The following is an 18,612-nucleotide window of genomic DNA, read 5'->3' on the forward strand; positions in this document are numbered from 1 at the left end:
ATGGATATCATCCTCCTCCAGCGCGTGGGCAACCTCGGCCAGATCGGCGACGTCGTCACCGTGAAGGACGGCTACGCCCGCAACTTCCTGCTGCCGCAGAAGAAGGCGCTGCGCGCCAACGAAGCGAACAAGAAGGTGTTCGAGGCCAACCGCGACAAGCTGGAAGCCGAGAACACCGAGCGCCGCTCCGAAGCCGAGAAGGCGGGCGAGAAGGTCGCCGGCACCGAGATCGTGCTAATCCGCGCCGCGTCCAACGCCGGCCAGCTCTACGGCTCGGTCAACGTGCGCGACGTCGCCGAGGCCCTGAAGGCCAAGGGTCACGACATCGACAAGCGCCAGGTCGTCATGGGCTCGCCCATCAAGACCATCGGCATGTTCGACGTGACCGTTGCCCTGCACCCGGAAGTCGAGATCACGGTGAAGGCGAACGTCGCCCGCTCCGACGACGAGGCCGAGCTGCAGAGCCAGGGCGTGGACATCCTCGCCCAGGCCGCCGAGGACGAAGCCGACGCGCGCGCCGGCGAGGGCTTCCAGGAAGCCATCGACCCGGACCGCGAGCTGGGCGACCTCCCCCCGGCCGAAACCGACGCCGACGAGGGCAGCGACGAGGCCTGAGCTTCTCGCTCCTGACGGACAGATAAAGAGGGCGCTGCCAGCGATGGCGGCGCCCTTTTTCGTTACGGCGCGCTAGTCGCGCTCGACCACCTTGCCTTCAATGATTGCGCCCTCGCCCTGCCCCGGCGACTGGCCCGGCGACTGGCCGACCCGCTCCCCGGCGCGCGCCACTGCCCCTGCCAGCAGCCGGCCACCGATCGCCCGCCAGGCATAAACGCAGGCCATCAGCGCCAGCAGCATGGCGAGCGTCGCCCACGCGCCTTCGACCACCGCGGCAAGCAGGGCGACGGGCACGATGCCCACGCCCGCCAGCAGCAGGCCGAGGATGACGGGCAGGATGCCCCAGCTCTCGTAGGTAAAGGCCAGCGACCAGATCCACAGCAGCGCGCCGAGCACCGTGGCGCTGGCGAGGAACCCGATACCGGGCTTCGCGCGCTTGCGGGACAGCAGCGCCGGAAGACCAAACAGCACGAGACTGGCCCCCACCACGCCCGCGAACAGCCACGGCATGGCCCCCAGCATGGCCGCGCTCACCTCGGCGGCGCCGACCAGCAGCAGGACGGGCAGCAGGATGAGGACACCGAGGATCACGGTGCCGGCGAGCAGCGCCAGCGGTCCGGCGAGTTTGAACGAGGATCTCATGCCTGCGATGTAGGCACGCTAGTCGAGTACCGCCAGCCCGTCGCCGCCCGGTCCGGTTGCGATGCGGCGCAACACGGTGCCGCTGGCAAAGTCGATCTCGGCCACGGTATCTGTGCCGGTCTCGGCGGCGTAAAGCCGGCTGCCGTCGGCACTGAAGACCAGCGTCACCTGCGCCGCCTCGCGCGTGCCGGAGACAGGTATCGTGCGGACCATGCGGTCGGTCACGGTATCGATGACCGAGAGCTCGCCACCGCCGTAGTTGCTGCTCACTAGCCACCGTCCCGACGGGTGCATAGCAAGCCGGATGGGGACCGCGCCGGTCGCCACCGAAGCACGCGTTTCGAGCGTCACCGGATCGAGGCGATAGGCCAGACTGTCCTCGTTCGAAGCGACCCACAGATGCGCGCCGTCAGGCGACAGGGCAAGGGCCTCGATCTGGTTGCCGACGCGGCGGCGTGCGGTCTCGCGTCCGCTGGCGAGGTCGTAGCGCACGACTTCACCGCGCGGGATGACGGTGCCCCAGGCAGTCTGGCCATCGGGCGCGACGGTGAGCAGGTGCGGTCCCGGCGGCGCGGTGCCCTCGCTGATTTCCTGCAGGGACATGGCAGGCGGCATGCCCCGGTCCGTCATGGTCAGACCGACGAGGTAGAGCGAGCCGCGCCCTTCGGCGCCCGCGATCACCCGGTCCCCCTCCAGCCATATGGCGCTGTGTACGCGGGCATTCTCGCCCAGCGTCAGCCGCCCGGCCGGAGCAAGGTTCGCGATGCGATAGATTTCCAGCGTCCGGCCCGAATAGCATGCCACCATGACATGCCGATCGTCGGGCGAGACCGTCAGCTCGTGCGGGTTCTCGCAGGTCGTCGCGCGATGCGTTTCGGCGCCGGTGGCAAGATCGATCCGGCTGAGACTGGCATCTCGCTTGTTGGCGACGAACATCGTCCCGTCGCGCGGCGCGGACCCATTTGCCGTCGCGCAGCCGGCCAGCATCGTTGCCGCCAGCCCGAAAAGCACGCTTCGCATAGCTCTCCCCTTCGCCGGCAGACTAGCGCCTATGGGCGGGAAAGGAAGTCCACGATGGCCGCGCCGAATTCGGGCTTCATTACGCTCGACATGTGGGTGCCCGGCACCTCGACCACCCGCGCGTCGGGCAGGGCCGCGGCCAGTTCGTCGGGCGAGCCGTTGTCGCGATCCTCGTCGCCGATCAGCACCATGGTCGGCATCGAGAGCTTGCCCAGCTGCGCGGCATCGATCGGCTCCACCCCTTGCGTAAGCAGCAGCCGCGCCGCCACCCGGTCGATCCCCTGCGTTTTCATGAAGGCGCGGGCGAAGAAGGCCGGGTCGCCGTGCGCGATCTCGTCGAAGCGGTCGATCATGTCGACGAAGAAGCCGGCGCGCCGGTCCCAGTTTGTCAGCCCCTCGATCCCCATGCCTGCCAGCACCAGCCGGCGCGGCGTCAGGCCGTCGATCACCGCGCTCACCGCCGTGCGCGCGCCCAGCGAGAAGCCGACGAGGTCGTAGTCCGCCAGCTCCAGCGCCTCGACCATGGCAAGGGCATCGCCCACCAGCACGCCGGCGGGATAGCGCTCCGGCAACACCGGCGCCTCGCTGGCACCGTGCACGCGCCAATCGGGCATGATCGCCTCGAACCCGGCCTCGGCCAGCCGTGCGGCGGTGCCGAACTTGATCCAGTTGGTGTTCGCGTCGGAGAACAGCCCGTGAAGCAACAGCGCGGGCCTTCCCTGCCCCATGCGGTGAACGGCCATGCGCGTGGCGTCAGCGCTGTCGATGAAAGTGGTGGTGAAATCTGCCATCATCCCTCGCGTGGCAGCACGCACGGCCCCGTGCAAGCGGCAGCGACAATAGATTGCGATTGGCAACTCGATTCCTTACATGGCCGTGGGCGCGTCGCCGCGCCGCCAGGAAACCGCATGGCCGATTACACCCCAGAGCTCGAAGCCGAAGAGCACGTCCCGTTGCCCGACGAGCCGCGCCTCGATACGAAACCGAAGCGACACTGGGGCAGGCTGGCGCTGATGCTGGCGGTGCCGCTGGCGCTGCTGGCGGGCGGCATCGTCTACTGGCAGGGGTTGGAGGGCAAGGTCACCACCGACAACGCCTACGTCAAGCAGGACATGGTCGCCGTCTCCGCCGAGGTCGGCGGGCGCATCGTCGAGGTGATGGTTGGCGAAGGCGACCAGGTCATGGCCGGGCAGGTGCTGTTCCGCCTCGATCCCGAGAGCTATCGACTGCAAATTCAGCAGGCCGACGCTGCCATCGCCGGGGCTCAGGCGCAGGTGACGGCGCTGGAAGGCAGCAGCGCGCTTACCGGCGTCGACATCGCCGCCGCGCGCGAGGACATCGCCTTTGCCCAGAGCCGCTTCCAGCGCCAGCAGGAGCTGTGGGACCGCGGCTTCACCACCCGAGCCGATTACGACGCGGCGCAGCACGCCGTCGCCCAGGCGCGCGAGGCGCTGCACCAGGCCGAGGCGCGACAGGCGGAGGCGCGCGCGCGGCTCGCCACCGGCAGCGCGGTGCCGGGCGAGAACCCACAAGTCGCCGCCGCCGAAGCGCAGCGCGCGGGCGCGGCGCTGGCCCTGCGCCGCACGGAGGTCCACGCGCCTGCCGCAGGCCGAGTGGCGCAGGCGGACCGCTTGCAGGTCGGCCAGCAGCTCCTTCCCAACCTTCCCGTCCTCACTCTGGTGGAGGACGCAAGCACTTGGGTGGAAGCCAATTTCAAGGAAACCGACCTCGCCGAGATGGCCGTGGGCCAGCGGGCCGAGGTGCGCTTCGACGCCTATCCCGATCTCGTGCTGACCGGCCACGTTGCCTCCATCGGCGCGGGAACGGGCTCGGAATTCTCCGTGATTCCGGCGCAGAACGCCAGCGGCAACTGGGTCAAGGTGACGCAGCGCGTGCCGGTGCGGATCGCGCTCGACGAGCGTAGCGATCGCACGCTGATCGCCGGGCTTTCCGCCCACGTCACGGTCCTGACCGCCGACTGACATGGCGAGCGCCGCGCCCACGCGGGCCGCCGCGGCCGCTCCGGCCTCACAACCGCAGACGGCGGACGTCGCCTTCCTGCCCGTCGCCAACCCGGCGCTGCTGATCGTCGGCGTGATGATCGCCTCGCTGCTGCAGGTGCTCGACGTGACGATCGCCAACGTCGCCATCCCGCACATGCAGGCGAGCCTTTCGGCCACGCCCGACACGGTGAGCTGGGTGCTGACGAGCTACATCATCGCCAGCGCCGTCGCCATGCCGATCACCGGCTGGCTGGCCGACCGCGTCGGCTCGCGGCGGCTGTTCCTGATCTCGGTGGTCATGTTCGTCGCCGCCTCGATGCTCTGCGGCATGGCGCAGAACCTGACCGAAATGGTCATCTTCCGCGCCGTGCAGGGCGTGGGCGGCGCCTTCATCGCGCCGCTGAGCCAGAGCGCGCTGCTCGATTCGACGCGCCCCAGCCGACAGCCGCAGATTATCGCGCTGTGGGGCATGGGCATCATGATCGGGCCGATCCTAGGCCCGGTGCTAGGCGGCTGGCTGACCGAGACCGCGGGCTGGCGCTGGGTGTTTTTCGTCAACGTGCCGATGGGCGCGGTCTGCATCGCCATCCTGCTCGCCACCCTGCCCTCGCGCCCCTCGCGCGACCGGCGCTTTGACCTGTTCGGCTACGCCATGCTCGCGATTGCGCTGGCCAGCCTGCAACTGCTGCTGGACCGCGGCGCGGTGGTCGACTGGTTCGATTCGCTGGAGACGTGGATCTACACCGGCGTCATGCTGTCGTGCGCCTGGGTGGCGGCAATCCACCTCGCCACCGCGCGCGAACCGCTCTTCGACCGGCGCTTGTTCGCCGACGTCAACTTCGTGGTGGCACTGCTGTTCATGGTGGTCGTCGGCGCGGTCATGTTCGCCACGCTCGCGCTGCTTCCGCCGATGCTGCAGAACCTGTTCGGCTACGACGTCATCGATACCGGCCTCGTGCTCGCCCCGCGCGGAGTGGGCGTGCTCATCTCGATGCAGGTTTCCGGCCTGCTGGTGCGGCGCGGCTTCGACGCGCGGTGGATCGTGGCGCTGGGCTTCCTCATCGGCGCCTGGTCGCTGCACCTGATGGCGGGCTGGTCGCTGGAGGCGGATCGCTGGCACTTCGTCGCCACCGGCTTTCTCCAAGGCCTAGGCATCGGGCTGGTCTTCATCCCGCTCAACACCAGCGCCTTTGCCACCCTGCCGCCCGAGCTGCGGACCGACGGGTCGAGCCTGCTCAACCTGACGCGCTCGGTCGGATCCTCGGTAGGCATTTCGGCGATGGTGACGCTGCTGGCGAGCAACCTGCAGGTCAACCACGCCCAGCTTTCCGAGCACCTGACGGCCGAGGCCACCAGCGCCATCGACCTGACAGCGCTCGACCGGTACCAGGGTTATGGCGATGCCGCGCTCGCAGCCCTCAACGGCGAGGTGACGAGGCAGGCGGCGATGATCGCCTACCTCGACGATTTTACTGTGATGATGTGGCTCAGCCTGGCCGCCGTGCCGCTGGTCATGCTGATGCGCGGGCCGAAGCCACGCGCGGCCTAGTTTTCCGGCGGAGAGGCGCCCGACTCCTCCCACTTTTGCGAGAGGACATCGTACTCGTCGGCGCGATAGCGCGGCAGGTGCGAGGTATCGAGCCACGCCTCGTGCATCGATTCCACGCCGAAATGGTGCTTGGGGTGAAAATCGGAGGGATCGTCGAAACTGCCGACGGTCAGGTCCATCTTCGCCCCATCATCGGCGAACTGGAAACCGAGCGGCGTGCCGCAGGCAGAGCAGAAGGGTCGCCGCGCGATGGGAGAACTGGCGTACCAGTCCGGCCCGCTCTCCCACGTCACGTCCACCCGCTGGGCATTGACGAAGGCGATGGACACGCCGCCGGTCGCGCGCTGGCACATGCGGCAATGGCACAGGTAGGCATCGGCAGGGTCGACCTTGGCCCGGTAGCGGACGCGGCCACACTGGCAGCCGCCGGTTTTGGGGATCTGGCTCACCGCGTCAACGCGCGATGCAGTTGTCGCCCGCCCAGAGCCCGCGCACCTCGTCGCCCGCGAACACGCCGGAGATGATCTGGCCGCCGCGCTCGATGGTGAATTCCCCGTCGATGGTGCTGTCGGCCATCTCGACCGCGGGATCGGCCAGCATTTCCTCGCGCGAAAGCTGCGGGACATAGGGCGCGTTGGCGTACCAGCCGACGAATTCGTCGTCGCGAAAGTGCAGCGCCATGCCTTCGTAGCTGGTGGTCGTCAGTCCGCAATCGTTGGGCTGGTTGGCGGCCCGAGGCTCGCCCAGCACCGTGCCGAGCGTCGTTTCCGTCGCCGCGCGGGGAGAGCCGAAGGGCACCGAATATTCCTCGAACCCGCCCTGCGCGGGCACGGTGATGCCGGTTGCGAGGAGGTCGAGCGTGCCGGCGCGCGGCGCCGCGTCCGCCCCATCGTCGGAGACCTCTGCCGTCGACGCGCCCGCATCGGTGGCGGTATCGGCGCTGTCGTCGGCGGCCGGCGTGCAGGCCGCCAGGGCAAGGGCCAAGCTAAGGAAAGCGGTTCGGCGCAGCATCATCATCCCTTCTGCAAGTGCCGCCGGCCCAGCAGCTCGGCGATCTGCACCGCGTTCAGCGCGGCGCCTTTGCGCAGGTTGTCCGATACGCACCACAAGGTCAAACCGTTGTCCACGGTCGGGTCGTCGCGCACGCGGCTGATGTAGGTGGCGCCGTCGCCTGCCGCCTCGACCGGCGTGACGTATCCGCCGTCCTCGCGCTTGTCGACGAGCATGATGCCGGGCGCCTCGCGCAGGATGTCCTTGGCCTCATCGGCGGACAGCTCGTTCTCGAACTCGATGTTTACCGCTTCCGAGTGGCCCACGAAGACCGGTACGCGCACGCAGGTGGCATTGAGCTTGATCTTGGGGTCGAGGATCTTCTTCGTCTCGACCACCATCTTCCACTCTTCCTTGGTCGACCCGTCATCCATGAAGGCATCGATGTGCGGTATGACGTTGAAGGCGATCTGCTTGGTGAACTTGCGCGGTTCGACCTGGTCGCCGACGAAGATCGCGCGGCTCTGCTCGAACAGCTCGTCCATGCCCTGCTTGCCCGCGCCGGAAACCGACTGGTAGGTGCTGACGACCACGCGCCTGATCGTGGCGGCGTCGTGCAGGGGCTTTAGAGCCACCACAAGCTGCGCGGTCGAGCAGTTGGGGTTGGCGATGATGTTCCTGGCCTTGTAGCCGTCGATCGCATCGGGGTTCACCTCGGGCACGATCAGCGGCACGTCGGGGTCCATGCGGTAGAGGCTGGAGTTGTCGATCACCACGCAGCCCGCCGCCGCCGCGCGCGGGGCGTGGACCTTGGTCGCCTCGCTGCCGCAGGCGAACAGGGCGATGTCCCAGCCGGCGAAGTCGAAATGCTCGATGTTCTTGCACTTCACCATGCGGCCCGAATCGCCGACTTCGATCTCGGTACCGACGGAGCGCGAGCTGGCGACGGCGGCCACTTCGTCCATCGGGAATTCGCGCTCGGCCAGGATCGCGAGCATCTCGCGCCCCACGTTGCCCGTCGCACCCACCACCGCTACCCGGTAACCCATCGTCTGCCTCGTCTGTTTGTGAGAAGCCGCCTGCCTAGCGCCCCGTTTCGCAGGTGCAACCCGAAAGGCGGTTACGGCGGAAACGGCTTTCGCGTGCGGTTGCCCTTAACCCGGCGTCAACCATGCTCGGCAACCCCGTCTTAACCAATCGAGGCGCAGCGTGACCCTCGCAGCCTCGACCGGACCGCCCCTGGAGTCCGGCCTGGCCGCTTCATCGATGCCCAAGATGAGGAAACGAGAACGGGGCGGCCTTCCCATCGGAAAGCCGCCCCGTTTCTTCGTGTCTCGCAATGTCTGCGGAGAGACGCTGCGCCTTACTGGCTGACGTTCTCGCGACGCTCGGCGATGCGGGCGCGCTTGCCGGTGCGGCCGCGCAGGTAATACAGCTTCGCACGGCGCACCACGCCGCGGCGGACCACGGTGATACTGTCGATGATCGGCGAATACAGCGGGAAGACGCGCTCCACGCCCTCGCCGAAGCTCATCTTGCGAACGGTGAAGTTGGAGCCCATGCCGCGGTTCGAACGGGCGATGCACACGCCCTCGTAGTTCTGCACGCGCTCGCGGTTGCCTTCCTTCACCTTGACGCCCACGCGCAGCGTGTCGCCGGGGCGGAAGGTCGGAATGTCCTTGCCGAGCGCTTCGATCGCTTCGGCCTCGAGAGTCTGGATCAGGTTCACTGGTCCGTATCCTTATTTTCACGCCGCGCGCCAGAGGCAGGCTGACCCGGAGCACCCCCGTGGCGCTCCCAAAGATCGGGCCTGCGTAACCGTGTATCGTTCTCCGCCTGGGCTTTCCTCCACGCGGCGATTTTCGCATGATCCCCCGATCGCAGCACTTCGGGGATCGTGCGCCCTTCCCATTCGAATGGTCGGGTATATTGCGGGTATTCGAGCAAACCGTCCTCGAACGATTCTTCGTGCCCACTCAAGGCCGCGCCCATTACGCCGGGAAGCAGGCGAATGCAAGCATCGAGTATGGCGAGCGCGGCGGGCTCTCCGCCCGAGAGAACCACGTCCGCGAGGCTGACCTGCTCGATGTGCGGACGCGCCTCGAACAGGCGCTCGTCGAACCCCTCGAACCGGCCGCAGATCAGGGTGACGCCGGGCCCGGCGGCGATCTCGCGGATGCGCGCCTGCGTGATGGGTTTGCCGCGCGGCGTCATGGCAAGGACGGGGCGTTCACCCGCCACGCTGTCGAGGGCGGAGGCCAGCACGTCGGCCTTCAGCACCATCCCCGCCCCGCCGCCTGCGGGCGTATCGTCAACGGTCCGGTGCTTGTCGGTGGCGAAGTCGCGGATCTGCACGGTCTCGCAAGACCAGTCCCCCCGCTCCAGCGCCCGCCCCGCGAGCGAAACGCCGAGCGGCCCGGGTAACATCTCGGGATAGAGAGTGAGGATGGTGGCGGCGAAGGTCATGTCCGCAAGCGCCTAGCGCCCCGCGCAACGCTTTGCCATCCCGCGCGTTGGCGGCACATGGACGAGACAATCGACGCCAAAGACATCGACGACTGCATCATCGTGGGCGGCGGGCCGGCGGGGCTGACGGCGGCAATCTATCTCGCGCGCTATCACCTCTCGATCCGCCTGTTCGACTGCGGCACCAGCCGCGCGGCGCTGATTCCGTGCACGCACAATCATGCCGGATATCCGGACGGCATCGCGGGCCTCGATCTGGTCGGGCGGATGCTGGAGCAGGCGGAGAAGTACGGCGTCGTGCACGAGGAGAAGCGCGTCGAGCACCTCGCCAAGACCGGCGACTGCTTCGTGGTCGGCACCGACGAGGGCACCTTTCGCGCACGCAAGGTGCTGCTCGCCACCGGCGTCTTCAACCGCCACCCGCCCGGCATGGACGACGCCTTCCACGACGAGGCGCTGTTCAAGGGCCTGCTGCGCTATTGCCCGGTCTGCGACGGTTACGAGGTGACCGACAAGCGCGTGGGCATCATCGGCACCGGCAGCCACGGCACGGCGGAGGCGATCTTCCTCCGCAGCTTCACTAGGGATGTGACGCTGATCTCGCCCACCGACGACCATGATCTCGGCTCTGAATGCCTCGCCAAGCTGGACGAGGCGGGCGTCGCGCGGGTCGATGGGCCATGCGGCGACTATGAACTGCGCGGCGATAAGCTGGCAGTGAAGACCGCCGAGGGCTGGCAGGAGTTCGACAGCGTCTATCCCGCGCTCGGCAGCGACGTGCGCTCGCAGCTTGCACAGGATGCGGGCGCGGATTGCACAGATGTCGGATGCATCAAGGTGGACGACCACCAGCGCACCAGCGTGCCCGGCCTTTTCGCGGCGGGCGACGTGGTGCTGGGGCTGGACCAGATCAGCCACGCGATGGGCCAGGCAGGCGTGGCCGCCACCACCATCCGCAACGACTTGGCGGACGAGCGACCGCTGCTGCGCTAGTCGAAAACTTCGGCGAAAGTTGCGGGATCCCGCCGCGGCGCCAGCAGCAGCGCCATCAGCCATACGGTGAAAAGCGACACTGCGATCAGCACCCAGGCCTGCCACTGCATGGTCAGGAAAATCGCCGCTCCGTTCACCCAGCCCCTCATGAATATGCCGAAAATCAAGAGCAGCACGAACTCTATCAACCCGGCGCGCAGCACGGAATTGCGCGCGAAGACCGCGCGGCGCTGATCTGTGGCGAACCGGCGCATCGGCAGGCACACGATCAGGCTGAGCACGATCCCGAAGACGATGGCCATGCCAGCAGCCGTGGCCCAAACTTCGTAAGGCACGGCAGGTGACGCATCGGCAGGAGCCATCTCGATCCGGACTGGCGGCGCGCTCATTCCTCGGCGAAGTCGGCGGACACGGTCAGGGTCGTTTCGTCCCAGCAGGGCACAGCGCGGGCGTGCATGGGGACCATGAACAGCTTGCCGGTCTCGCGGCGGATCTCGATTACGTCGCCCGCGCCGAAGTTGTGCACAGCAACGACCTCGCCCAGCGCCTCGCCCGTGTCGCTGACGGCGGCGAGGCCGATGAGGTCGGCGTGGTAGTATTCGCCCTCGCCCAGCGGCGGCAGGGCATCGCGCGAAACGGTGAGAAGGGTGCCGCGCAGCTTCTCGGCGGCGGTGCGGTCGGTGATTTCGGCAAAGCGCGCCACGGCGCCGCCCTTGTTGTCGTCGCGGACCTTGCTGAGCGTCAACGCGCCCCCGGTCTCTCCGGCATTGAAGGTCTTGTGCGCCTTGAGGCCGTCCAGCCGCTCGCCGAACAGCTTCAGGCGGACCTCGCCCGCCACCCCGTGCGCGCCGGCGACGGCGGCCAGGATGACGGGCTTGTCCTTGGCCAAGGCTTAGCCCTCGGCCTTGTCTTCGCCGCCCTCGGCAGCGGGGGCGTCTTCCGGCAGCGGCGGGCCGCCCTCGTTGACTTCCTCGGCCACGGCAGCGGCGTCCTCGGCGGTCGCGTCGGCGGGGGCTTCGGTCGAGGCCTCGGCCACGGCTTCGGCGGTCTCTTCGGTCTTCACCGAGCCGGTCGCGTCGTTCTCGGCGCTGCTCTCGTCGGCGGCGGGCGCCTCTTCAGCGGCGGGAGCGTTCTTGGCCTCTTCCTCGGCGGCCTTGCGGGCTTCCTCGGCCTCGGCGGCCTTGGCAGCCTTCTCCTCGGCGCGTTCCTTGGCGGCTTCGCCCGGCTCGCCCTTCTTGGGGTTGTTGCGCGCCTTGCGCTCGAGGATGCCGGCGGCATCGAGGAAGCGGTGGACGCGGTCGGACGGCTGCGCGCCGACGCCGAGCCAGTAGCGGGCGCGGTCCTCGTCCAGCTTCACGCGGTTCTCGTCGTCCTTCGCGAGCATCGGGTTGTAGGTGCCGATCTGCTCGAGATACTTGCCGTCGCGAGCGCGGCGGCTGTCGGCGGCCACGATGCGATAGTACGGACGCTTCTTGGCGCCACCGCGCGCGAGCCTGAGAGAGATTGCCATTGTAGTCTACCTTTCCAAATCAAACCGTTGAAATCGATTACTTCTTCCTGAGAAAATCCTGCATGTCCGGGGGCAGCTGGCCGCCGGGCAGGCCGGGCATTGAGCCGCCACCGCCCATCGGCCCGCCGCCGCCGCCGAAACCGCCCCCGCCGCCCAGCAGCGCGCCGAGGCCCTTCAGCCCGCCCATCTTCTTTATCTGCTTCATCGCGCGGCCCATTTCCTGGTGCATCTTGAGGATCTTGTTGACCTCCTGCACCGAGGTGCCGCTGCCCGCGGCCACGCGCTTCTTGCGCTTGGCGTTGAGCAGTTCGGGACGCGCGCGTTCCTTTTCGGTCATGGAGCCGATGATGGCGTCCATGTGGACCAAAACCTTGTCGTCCATGCCGCTGGAAGCCATCGCGGCCTTGGCCTTCTTCATGCCCGGCATCATGCCCGCCAGCATCCCCAGCCCGCCCATGTTCTGCATCTGCTTCAGCTGCTTGCGCAGGTCGTTCAGGTCGAACTTGCCGGCCATCATGCGCTTGGCGAGATCCTCGGCGTCCTCCGCCTTGATCGTCTCCGCCGCACGCTCCACCAGGCTGACGACGTCGCCCATGCCCAGGATGCGGTCGGCCACGCGCGCGGGGTGGAAGCGCTCGATGGCATCGAGCTTCTCGCCCGTGCCGGCGAACTTGATCGGCTTGCCGGTGACGGCGCGCATCGAGAGCGCCGCGCCGCCGCGCGCGTCGCCGTCCATGCGGGTGAGCACCACGCCGGTCAGCGGCACCTCGTCCGAGAAGCTCTGCGCGACGTTGACCGCGTCCTGACCGGTCAGCGAATCGACGACCAGCAGCACTTCGGCGGGCGTGGAGACGGAGGCGACCGCCTTCATCTCCGCCATCAGCGCCTCGTCCACGTGCAGGCGGCCGGCGGTGTCGAGCAGCAGCACGTCGAAATTTTGCAGCTTGGCCGCCCCCAGCGCGCGGCGGGCGATGTCGACCGGCTGTTGCCCGGCGACGATCGGCAGGGTGGCGACGCCCGCCTGCTCGCCCAGCACCGCCAGCTGCTCCTGCGCGGCGGGGCGGTTGACGTCGAGCGAGGCCATGAGCGGCTTTTTGCCCTGCTTGTCCTTCAGCAGCTTGGCGATCTTGGCGGTGCTGGTGGTCTTGCCCGAGCCCTGCAGGCCGACCATCATCACCACGGCGGGCGGCGCGACCGAGAGGTTCAGCGCCTCGCCCTCGCCCATCGGGCCCTTGCCCACGGCCTCCTCGCCGCCGAGCATCGCGACGAGTTCGTCGTTGACGATCTTGACGACCATCTGCCCCGGGGTGACGGACTTCAGGACTTCCTGCCCGATGGCGCGCTCGGTGACGCGGGCGATGAAGTCGCGCGCCACGGGCAGCGCCACGTCCGCCTCCAGCAGCGCGACGCGCACCTCGCGCATGGCATCGCGCACGTCCTGTTCCGACAAGGCACCGCGACCGCGCAGGCGGTCGAAGACGGTACCGAGACGGTCGGACAGGCTATCGAACATGCGATACTCCAAAACGCGAAAAACGCCGGCGGACGAGAACTCGTCGGCCAGCGTGCGGTCCCGGATGAGACCGGCTTGTCGTGCCACCCGAAAAACCGGGCGATTGTGTCAGGGCCATTCTGCTGGATTTTGCCGTGTGTCGGAAGCGAAAATCGTGTTGCCTGAGAACCGGCGCGGAGCGGACTTCAAGTCCGTGAGCACCGGAAGCGCAAGGCGGCGCGATTTGCAGCCCGACACGGGGCAAAAGACAGTAGAATGGTGGAGCCTAGCGGGATCGAACCGCTGACCTCAACACTGCCAGTGTTGCGCTCTCCCAGCTGAGCTAAGGCCCCGTTCCATTCATGCGTGCAGTGCCTTGCGGCGCTGCGGAGGTGGCCCTTTATGGAAGGACCGGCCTCGTGACAAGAGCTAATATCAGACCGGACGCCGTCAAGCCAGCGCCCGGCCCAAATCCTCAATTCTCGTCATCGCCGTCGTCGTCGCCGGTGGCAACGCCGAGGTCGTCGTCGCCGCCGAGGTCGACGTCGTTATCCGGCGAATCCTCGTCGTCGTCGACGTCGATGTCTTCCAGATCGTCATCGGCCAGGTCCGAATCGGCGTTTTCGTCCTTTTTCTTGGCCTTGTCCTGCTCGTCGAAGGGAATCGGCTGCTTGGACTTGAGCACGGGCTCGGGCGTCCACTCGTTGCCGCATTCGATGCAGGTGACGGGGTCTTCCTTGTTCAGATCGTAGAAGCGCGTGCCGCACTTGGGGCAGGTGCGCTTGGTGCCCCATTCTGGCTTGACCATGGTGATGTCCTCAAAAATCGGAGAATTCGTGTGCGCGCCCGGCCACCTGTCATGCTGGCGGAAACGCGAAGCGGGCGCGCCTTGCCATAGGGGCCTGCCCCTGTCAAAGCCGCGCGCGTCCAGCAGCAGATAGGCACGCGCGTGAGCCATTCCAACCCGCCCTCCCCCAGACGCTTCGCGGCAAGCGGACCGCTGACGGGCCGGGTGGCGGTGCCGGGCGACAAGTCGATCAGCCACCGCTCCATCATGCTCGGCGCGCTGGCGGTGGGCGAGACGCGGGTGACGGGCCTGCTGGAGGGCGAGGACGTGTTCGCCACCGCCGCCGCCATGCGGGCGATGGGGGCCACGATCGAACGCGGGGCCAACGGGGTGTGGAGCATTCACGGCGTCGGCGTGGGCAGCCTGCTGCAACCGGACCGCGCGCTGGACATGGGCAATTCGGGCACCTCCACACGGCTGCTGATGGGCCTGGTCGCCAGCCATCCGATCCGCGCCGTGTTCACCGGTGATGCCAGCCTCTCCAAGCGGCCGATGGGCCGGGTGATCGAGCCGCTCTCGCAGATGGGCGCCAGCTTCGAGGCGAGCGAGGGCGGCCGCCTGCCGCTGCTGCTGCGCGGCATTTCGCCCGCCGTGCCGATCACCTACCGCCTGCCCGTCGCCAGCGCGCAGGTAAAGAGCGCCGTGCTGCTCGCCGGACTCAACACCGCCGGCATCACGACCGTCATCGAGCCCGTCCCCACCCGCGACCATTCCGAGCGGATGCTGCGCGGGTTCGGGGCGAACCTCGAAGTCGGCGAGGATAAAGGCGCGCGTGTTATCCGGATCCACGGCGAGGCAGACCTGATACCGCAGACGATCACCGTCCCCGGCGATCCGTCTAGCGCCGCCTTCTTCGCCGCCGCCGCCCTGCTGGTGCCGGGCAGCGACCTCGTGATTGAGAACGTCGGCCTCAACCCCACCCGCGCCGCGCTGTTCGACGTGCTGCGGCAGATGGGCGGGAGCATCGAGGAACTCGATCGGCGCGAGGTCGGCGGCGAGCCGGTGGCGGACCTGCGCGTGCGGCACTCGGCGCTGACCGGCGTCGAGGTCGATCCCGCCGTTGTCCCGGCCATGGTCGACGAATTCCCCGTGCTGTTCGTCGCCGCCGCGCTGGCGCAGGGCACGACCACGACCAGCGGCCTCGAGGAACTGCGCGTCAAGGAATCGGACCGCATCACCGCCATGGCCGAGGCGCTGTCGCTGGCGGGCGCGCGGGTGGAGGAGCTCGAGGACGGCCTCGTCATCCACGGCACGGGCGGCGATCCCCTCCCCGGCACGCCCGAGAGCGCGAGCGTCGTCACCCACCTCGACCACCGCATCGCCATGAGCATGGCCGTGGCGGGCCTCGCCAGCGAGCGCGGCGTTCAGGTGGACGACACCGGCCCCATCGCAACCAGCTTCCCGACATTCGAGGCGCTGCTGACACGCGCCATGCACGGAGAACACGCATGATTCCCCGCCGTATCCTCTCGCTCGCCCTGCTCGCCCTCGCCGCGTGCTCGCAGGCCGCGCAGGCCGCCACCTACGAGATGTTCCGCGACCCCAATTGCGGCTGCTGCCTCGCCTGGGCGCGGCACATGGACGAAGCCGTGCCGGAAAGCGTGACCGTCACCGACAGCGCGGACATGGGCGCCATCAAGGACCGGCTCGGCGTGCCGCAGGAACTGCGCAGCTGTCACACCATGGTGGTTGACGGCTATGTCATCGAAGGCCACGTGCCCGCCGAGGACGTCGCCCGCCTGCTGGCAGAACGGCCCGAGGGCGTGACGGGCCTCGCCGTGCCCGGAATGCCCGCCGGCTCGCCCGGCATGGAGATGGGCGACCGCGCGCAGCCCTACCAGGTCATCGCATTCGGCGAGGCGGGTCAGTCGGTCTTCGCCTCGCACCCGTGATGCAGACCCCGCTCGACATCTACTCCGTCATCGGATTTGTCGGCACCGCCTGCATCATCGGCGCCTATTTCTACCTGACCGCGGTGAAGGCGCCCAACCCCTTCATCCTCCACGGCACCAACCTAGCGGGTGCGGCCTTGCTGACGGTTTCGCTGCTGGTACACACCAACGTGCCCTCGCTGGTGCTGGAAGGGTTCTGGGCCGCTATCGCGCTGTGGGGGCTGGTCAAGGCGCTGCGCTCGCGCGGGGCCGGAGAGGATACCGCATGAGATTGCCGACCGCCCTTGCCGCCCTCGCCCTGCTCGCCGCGCCCGCTGCCGCGCAAGACTTGCCCGCCACCCCCGCCGACTGGTCCGCGCCCGACCGCGAGTTGATGGTCCCCGTGGAGGGCGGCCGCGTGTGGGTGCGGGTCAATGGCGACATAGACGCAGGCCATCCCCCGGCGGTATTCATCCACGGCGGGCCGGGCGGCACGCACATGGGCTTCGGCAACCTGCTCTCGCTGGCCGACGAGCGCGCGGTCATCCTCTACGATCAGCTCGACAGCGGCAAGTCCGACCACCCGAACGACCCCGCCAACTGGCGCGTCGAGCGCTTCGTGGACGAACTGGAGGCGATCCGCGCGGCGCTGGGCGTCGAGCGCTGGCACGTCGTCGGCCACTCGTGGGGCAGCGCCATCGCGCTCGAATACGCGGCCCGCTTTCCGCAGCACGTGGCCAGCACCGTGCTCGGCGGCACCTTCATCTCCACCCCGCACTGGATCATGGGCACCAATCTGCTGATCCGCGAGCTGCCGGACGAAGTGCAGGCCGACATCCTCGCCTGCGAGAGCCCCGCCCCGCCCGCCGCCGAGGTCTGCGAGGCCGCGACCGCCGCCTTCTACGCCGCCTACAACGGCCGCCCCGACCGCCCCGCTCCTCCGCCCGAAGCGCGCACATACCGCGCCCGCTACAATGGCGAGGGGTTCAACCCCGTGCTTTACAACGCCATGTGGGGCCCGAGCGAGTTCCGCGCCTCTGGGAGCCTCGTCGGCTACGACGGCACGCCGCTCCTCGTCCGTGTGGACGGCAGCCGCACGCTGTTCATGGTCGGCCAGTACGACGAGGCGCAGCTGGACCAGGTGCTCGACTTCGTGACGCTGACCCCCGGCGCGGAACTGGCCGTGGTCCCCGGCGGATCGCACAGCTTCCCCGGCGAGCGCCCGGCGGAGACCGAGGCGCTGCTGCGGGCGTGGATGGACCGGGTGGACAGCCGCGAGGACGCGCAATGATCATCGCCGTCGACGGCCCCACAGCCAGCGGCAAGGGCACCGTGGCGCGCGCACTCGCCCGGCATTACGGCCTGCCGCACCTCGACACTGGCCTGCTCTACCGCGCCGTCGGCTACCAGGTCGCGCGGCTCGGCGGCGATCCGGACGAGGCCGGGACGGCGCTCGCCGCTACCCGCTTCCCCGACGACCTGCTGGCCGATCCCGAGCTGCGCAGCGAGGCGACCGGCGGACTCGCCAGCCGCGTCTCGGTCCACCCGGCGGTGCGGCAGGCGCTTTACGAGCGGCAGCGCGCCTTTGCCCTGCAGCCGGGCGGCGCGGTGCTCGACGGGCGCGACATCGGCACAGTCATCGCGCCCGAGGCCGAGGCCAAGCTGTTCGTCACCGCCAGCGTCGCCGCGCGCGCGGCACGCCGTTTCCGCGAGATGCGCGAGAGCGGGCGCGAGGTGGAGCTCGCCGACATCATGGCCGACCTCGCCGCCCGTGACGAACGCGACCGCAACCGTGCCGAGGCGCCCCTGCGCGAGGCCGAGGGCGCGCACGTCCTCGACACCAGCGAGATGACCGTAGATGAGGCCATAGCCGCGGCGATTGCGGCGGTGGAGCACGCGAGAGGCGACTGACCTCCGGGCGCCGCAGTCAGGCGCCCTCCACCTGTCGCCGCAGGCTCGGCATCAGCCCCAACGCAAAAAGCCCCTCGCACACCACGAACAGCGGGCCGACCAGCAGGCTCCTGAGGTCGTCGAGAAAGGCGGGCTTGCGCCCCTCGTAATGGTGGCCGAGGAACTGCAGCGCCCAGCCCACCACGAACAGCGCAACGCCGCCGCCCAGCCACGCGGCCGTCGATATCTGCGCGATCCAGTGGCCCGCCGCGCAGAACAACGACAGCAGCCCGCTCATCAGCAGGCCCACCCTGATGTCCAGCCGCAGGTACCAAAGGGCCGCCAGCGCGCTGCCGACAATGGCCGGGGTCAGCACCAGGCCGCCAAGCGTCCACACAGGCCGCGAGAGCAGCACCTCCACCGCCAGCACGATCAGCGGAATGCCCAGCGCGTGGGTTGCCACGTTGCGATGGTCGCGGTGGTATTCGCCGTAGCTGGCGAGCGTTTCTGTCAAGGTCCTCACAGATTGACTCCTAATCTCATCGTCGAGCGGGTTCTAGTCGGGTTTACTCCACGCGTCGCACCTGTGGTTCGAGGCGAAACATTCGCGATGATTTGGAAGGGCGATGCAATGCGGGTAGACAGTGTCGAACGGATCGTCAAAAGCGCAGCGTGCACCCTCAACGTTAGCGATCGAAAATGGCTATAACATCTATCTGTAACA

The 18,612-nt window shown here is 68.4% G+C and carries 22 protein-coding genes, 1 tRNA gene and 1 pseudogene; 9 read left to right on the forward strand and 15 right to left on the reverse strand.

What is annotated here, in order from left to right; all coding sequences use genetic code 11:
* Nucleotides 1–615 (forward strand): 50S ribosomal protein L9, encoded by a 615-nt coding sequence (gene rplI, locus AAW00_RS05010; RefSeq protein ID WP_047003153.1) that lies wholly within the window; start codon nt 1–3, stop codon nt 613–615.
* Nucleotides 616–687: 72 nt separating this feature from the next.
* On the opposite strand, the gene AAW00_RS05015 is transcribed toward rplI, so the two are convergent.
* Genes AAW00_RS05015 through AAW00_RS05025 form a run of 3 tightly spaced genes read right to left on the reverse strand, consistent with a single transcriptional unit; the run spans nt 688 to nt 3,068 of the window.
* On the reverse strand, nt 688–1,257 hold the full coding sequence (locus tag AAW00_RS05015; RefSeq protein ID WP_047003154.1) for a hypothetical protein: 570 nt from the start codon (nt 1,255–1,257) through the stop codon (nt 688–690).
* A gap of 18 nt (nt 1,258–1,275) precedes the next feature.
* Entirely contained in the window at nt 1,276–2,277 is a 1,002-nt protein-coding gene (locus AAW00_RS05020) for a YncE family protein (protein WP_063359794.1), read from the reverse strand.
* Nucleotides 2,278–2,306: 29 nt separating this feature from the next.
* Nucleotides 2,307–3,068, reverse strand: a complete 762-nt coding sequence (locus tag AAW00_RS05025; RefSeq protein WP_047003551.1) for an alpha/beta fold hydrolase — start codon at nt 3,066–3,068, stop codon at nt 2,307–2,309.
* Nucleotides 3,069–3,185: 117 nt separating this feature from the next.
* Between AAW00_RS05025 and AAW00_RS05030 the strand changes: the two genes are divergently transcribed.
* Both AAW00_RS05030 and AAW00_RS05035 read left to right on the forward strand, forming a co-directional pair.
* Nucleotides 3,186–4,259 carry an HlyD family secretion protein gene (locus AAW00_RS05030; protein WP_047003156.1) on the forward strand — a complete coding sequence of 358 codons (1,074 nt, stop codon included), beginning with the start codon at nt 3,186–3,188 and terminating at the stop codon, nt 4,257–4,259.
* A gap of 1 nt (nt 4,260) precedes the next feature.
* Nucleotides 4,261–5,829, forward strand: coding sequence for a DHA2 family efflux MFS transporter permease subunit (locus tag AAW00_RS05035; protein ID WP_047003157.1), 1,569 nt, complete (start codon nt 4,261–4,263; stop codon nt 5,827–5,829).
* Here the strand turns inward: AAW00_RS05035 and AAW00_RS05040 are convergent.
* The 5 genes from AAW00_RS05040 to trmD all read right to left on the reverse strand — a co-directional run bounded on the left by AAW00_RS05040 (nt 5,826) and on the right by trmD (nt 9,285).
* Nucleotides 5,826–6,278 (reverse strand): GFA family protein, encoded by a 453-nt coding sequence (locus AAW00_RS05040; RefSeq protein ID WP_241461627.1) that lies wholly within the window; start codon nt 6,276–6,278, stop codon nt 5,826–5,828. The two genes, AAW00_RS05035 and AAW00_RS05040, sit on opposite strands and share 4 nt — an antisense overlap.
* A 4-nt stretch (nt 6,279–6,282) precedes the next feature.
* A complete protein-coding gene (locus tag AAW00_RS15360) occupies nt 6,283–6,846 on the reverse strand; it encodes a hypothetical protein (protein ID WP_047003158.1) in 564 nt (187 codons plus the stop codon).
* Complete coding sequence (locus AAW00_RS05050) at nt 6,843–7,868, reverse strand: aspartate-semialdehyde dehydrogenase (protein WP_047003159.1); 1,026 nt, start codon at nt 7,866–7,868, stop codon at nt 6,843–6,845. Before AAW00_RS05050 ends, AAW00_RS15360 begins: the two co-directional genes overlap by 4 nt.
* Nucleotides 7,869–8,182: 314 nt before the next feature.
* A complete protein-coding gene (gene rplS, locus AAW00_RS05055) occupies nt 8,183–8,548 on the reverse strand; it encodes a 50S ribosomal protein L19 (RefSeq protein ID WP_047003160.1) in 366 nt (121 codons plus the stop codon).
* On the reverse strand, nt 8,545–9,285 hold the full coding sequence (trmD, locus tag AAW00_RS05060; RefSeq protein ID WP_047003161.1) for a tRNA (guanosine(37)-N1)-methyltransferase TrmD: 741 nt from the start codon (nt 9,283–9,285) through the stop codon (nt 8,545–8,547). The genes rplS and trmD overlap by 4 nt, the downstream gene beginning before the upstream one ends.
* A 57-nt stretch (nt 9,286–9,342) precedes the next feature.
* Here trmD and AAW00_RS05065 point away from each other — a divergent pair, with 57 nt between their 5' ends.
* Nucleotides 9,343–10,278, forward strand: a complete 936-nt coding sequence (locus tag AAW00_RS05065) for an NAD(P)/FAD-dependent oxidoreductase (RefSeq protein ID WP_241461628.1) — start codon at nt 9,343–9,345, stop codon at nt 10,276–10,278.
* Here AAW00_RS05065 and AAW00_RS05070 read toward each other — a convergent pair.
* From AAW00_RS05070 to AAW00_RS05095, 6 genes and pseudogenes are all read right to left on the reverse strand, one after another.
* Nucleotides 10,275–10,580: a hypothetical protein gene (locus AAW00_RS05070; RefSeq protein ID WP_047003162.1), complete on the reverse strand. Its 306-nt coding sequence runs from the start codon at nt 10,578–10,580 to the stop codon at nt 10,275–10,277. The two genes, AAW00_RS05065 and AAW00_RS05070, sit on opposite strands and share 4 nt — an antisense overlap.
* A gap of 83 nt (nt 10,581–10,663) precedes the next feature.
* A complete protein-coding gene (gene rimM / locus AAW00_RS05075; RefSeq protein WP_047003163.1) occupies nt 10,664–11,167 on the reverse strand; it encodes a ribosome maturation factor RimM in 504 nt (167 codons plus the stop codon).
* Nucleotides 11,168–11,290: 123 nt separating this feature from the next.
* Nucleotides 11,291–11,788: pseudogene (rpsP, locus tag AAW00_RS15365) on the reverse strand (30S ribosomal protein S16); the annotation flags it as partial.
* A gap of 37 nt (nt 11,789–11,825) precedes the next feature.
* Nucleotides 11,826–13,301, reverse strand: coding sequence for a signal recognition particle protein (ffh, locus tag AAW00_RS05085; RefSeq protein WP_047003165.1), 1,476 nt, complete (start codon nt 13,299–13,301; stop codon nt 11,826–11,828).
* 256 nt (nt 13,302–13,557) lie between these two features.
* Nucleotides 13,558–13,633, reverse strand: a tRNA-Ala gene (locus AAW00_RS05090).
* A 122-nt stretch (nt 13,634–13,755) separates the two neighbouring features.
* Nucleotides 13,756–14,088 carry a TIGR02300 family protein gene (locus AAW00_RS05095; RefSeq protein WP_047003554.1) on the reverse strand — a complete coding sequence of 111 codons (333 nt, stop codon included), beginning with the start codon at nt 14,086–14,088 and terminating at the stop codon, nt 13,756–13,758.
* A gap of 141 nt (nt 14,089–14,229) precedes the next feature.
* Between AAW00_RS05095 and aroA the strand changes: the two genes are divergently transcribed.
* Genes aroA through AAW00_RS05120 form a run of 5 tightly spaced genes read left to right on the forward strand, consistent with a single transcriptional unit; the run spans nt 14,230 to nt 17,909 of the window.
* The gene (gene aroA / locus AAW00_RS05100) at nt 14,230–15,579 is read left to right on the forward strand and encodes a 3-phosphoshikimate 1-carboxyvinyltransferase (RefSeq protein ID WP_047003166.1); all 1,350 of its coding nucleotides are present in this window, start codon (nt 14,230–14,232) and stop codon (nt 15,577–15,579) included.
* Complete coding sequence (locus AAW00_RS05105; protein ID WP_047003167.1) at nt 15,576–16,019, forward strand: DUF411 domain-containing protein; 444 nt, start codon at nt 15,576–15,578, stop codon at nt 16,017–16,019. The genes aroA and AAW00_RS05105 overlap by 4 nt, the downstream gene beginning before the upstream one ends.
* Nucleotides 16,019–16,288, forward strand: coding sequence for a CBU_0592 family membrane protein (locus AAW00_RS05110; protein WP_047003168.1), 270 nt, complete (start codon nt 16,019–16,021; stop codon nt 16,286–16,288). Before AAW00_RS05105 ends, AAW00_RS05110 begins: the two co-directional genes overlap by 1 nt.
* Nucleotides 16,285–17,289 (forward strand): proline iminopeptidase-family hydrolase, encoded by a 1,005-nt coding sequence (locus AAW00_RS05115; RefSeq protein WP_047003169.1) that lies wholly within the window; start codon nt 16,285–16,287, stop codon nt 17,287–17,289. Before AAW00_RS05110 ends, AAW00_RS05115 begins: the two co-directional genes overlap by 4 nt.
* Nucleotides 17,286–17,909: a (d)CMP kinase gene (locus AAW00_RS05120; protein WP_047003170.1), complete on the forward strand. Its 624-nt coding sequence runs from the start codon at nt 17,286–17,288 to the stop codon at nt 17,907–17,909. The genes AAW00_RS05115 and AAW00_RS05120 overlap by 4 nt, the downstream gene beginning before the upstream one ends.
* A gap of 16 nt (nt 17,910–17,925) precedes the next feature.
* Here the strand turns inward: AAW00_RS05120 and AAW00_RS05125 are convergent, their stop codons facing one another.
* Entirely contained in the window at nt 17,926–18,411 is a 486-nt protein-coding gene (locus AAW00_RS05125; RefSeq protein ID WP_047003171.1) for an Mpo1 family 2-hydroxy fatty acid dioxygenase, read from the reverse strand.
* Between the last annotated feature and the right edge of the window lie 201 nt (nt 18,412–18,612).

Origin of the sequence: Aurantiacibacter luteus (assembly GCF_001010945.1) — a bacterium.
Lineage (GTDB): Bacteria > Pseudomonadota > Alphaproteobacteria > Sphingomonadales > Sphingomonadaceae > Alteraurantiacibacter > Alteraurantiacibacter luteus.

Excerpts from the sequence above, each read along its gene's own strand:
- AAW00_RS05020 (WP_063359794.1), bottom strand. The coding sequence starts at position 2,277 with ATGCGAAGCGTGCTTTTCGGGCTGGCGGCAACGATGCTGGCCGGCTGC.
- AAW00_RS05015 (WP_047003154.1), bottom strand. The coding sequence starts at position 1,257 with ATGAGATCCTCGTTCAAACTCGCCGGACCGCTGGCGCTGCTCGCCGGC.
- AAW00_RS05095 (WP_047003554.1), bottom strand. The coding sequence starts at position 14,088 with ATGGTCAAGCCAGAATGGGGCACCAAGCGCACCTGCCCCAAGTGCGGC.
- AAW00_RS05050 (WP_047003159.1), bottom strand. The coding sequence starts at position 7,868 with ATGGGTTACCGGGTAGCGGTGGTGGGTGCGACGGGCAACGTGGGGCGC.
- AAW00_RS05105 (WP_047003167.1), top strand. The coding sequence starts at position 15,576 with ATGATTCCCCGCCGTATCCTCTCGCTCGCCCTGCTCGCCCTCGCCGCG.
- AAW00_RS05065 (WP_241461628.1), top strand. The coding sequence starts at position 9,343 with ATGGACGAGACAATCGACGCCAAAGACATCGACGACTGCATCATCGTG.
- AAW00_RS05025 (WP_047003551.1), bottom strand. The coding sequence starts at position 3,068 with ATGGCAGATTTCACCACCACTTTCATCGACAGCGCTGACGCCACGCGC.
- AAW00_RS05115 (WP_047003169.1), top strand. The coding sequence starts at position 16,285 with ATGAGATTGCCGACCGCCCTTGCCGCCCTCGCCCTGCTCGCCGCGCCC.
- AAW00_RS05070 (WP_047003162.1), bottom strand. The coding sequence starts at position 10,580 with ATGGCCATCGTCTTCGGGATCGTGCTCAGCCTGATCGTGTGCCTGCCG.
- trmD (WP_047003161.1), bottom strand. The coding sequence starts at position 9,285 with ATGACCTTCGCCGCCACCATCCTCACTCTCTATCCCGAGATGTTACCC.
- AAW00_RS05030 (WP_047003156.1), top strand. The coding sequence starts at position 3,186 with ATGGCCGATTACACCCCAGAGCTCGAAGCCGAAGAGCACGTCCCGTTG.
- AAW00_RS05120 (WP_047003170.1), top strand. The coding sequence starts at position 17,286 with ATGATCATCGCCGTCGACGGCCCCACAGCCAGCGGCAAGGGCACCGTG.
- ffh (WP_047003165.1), bottom strand. The coding sequence starts at position 13,301 with ATGTTCGATAGCCTGTCCGACCGTCTCGGTACCGTCTTCGACCGCCTG.
- AAW00_RS05110 (WP_047003168.1), top strand. The coding sequence starts at position 16,019 with ATGCAGACCCCGCTCGACATCTACTCCGTCATCGGATTTGTCGGCACC.
- AAW00_RS05035 (WP_047003157.1), top strand. The coding sequence starts at position 4,261 with ATGGCGAGCGCCGCGCCCACGCGGGCCGCCGCGGCCGCTCCGGCCTCA.
- rplI (WP_047003153.1), top strand. The coding sequence starts at position 1 with ATGGATATCATCCTCCTCCAGCGCGTGGGCAACCTCGGCCAGATCGGC.
- AAW00_RS15360 (WP_047003158.1), bottom strand. The coding sequence starts at position 6,846 with ATGATGATGCTGCGCCGAACCGCTTTCCTTAGCTTGGCCCTTGCCCTG.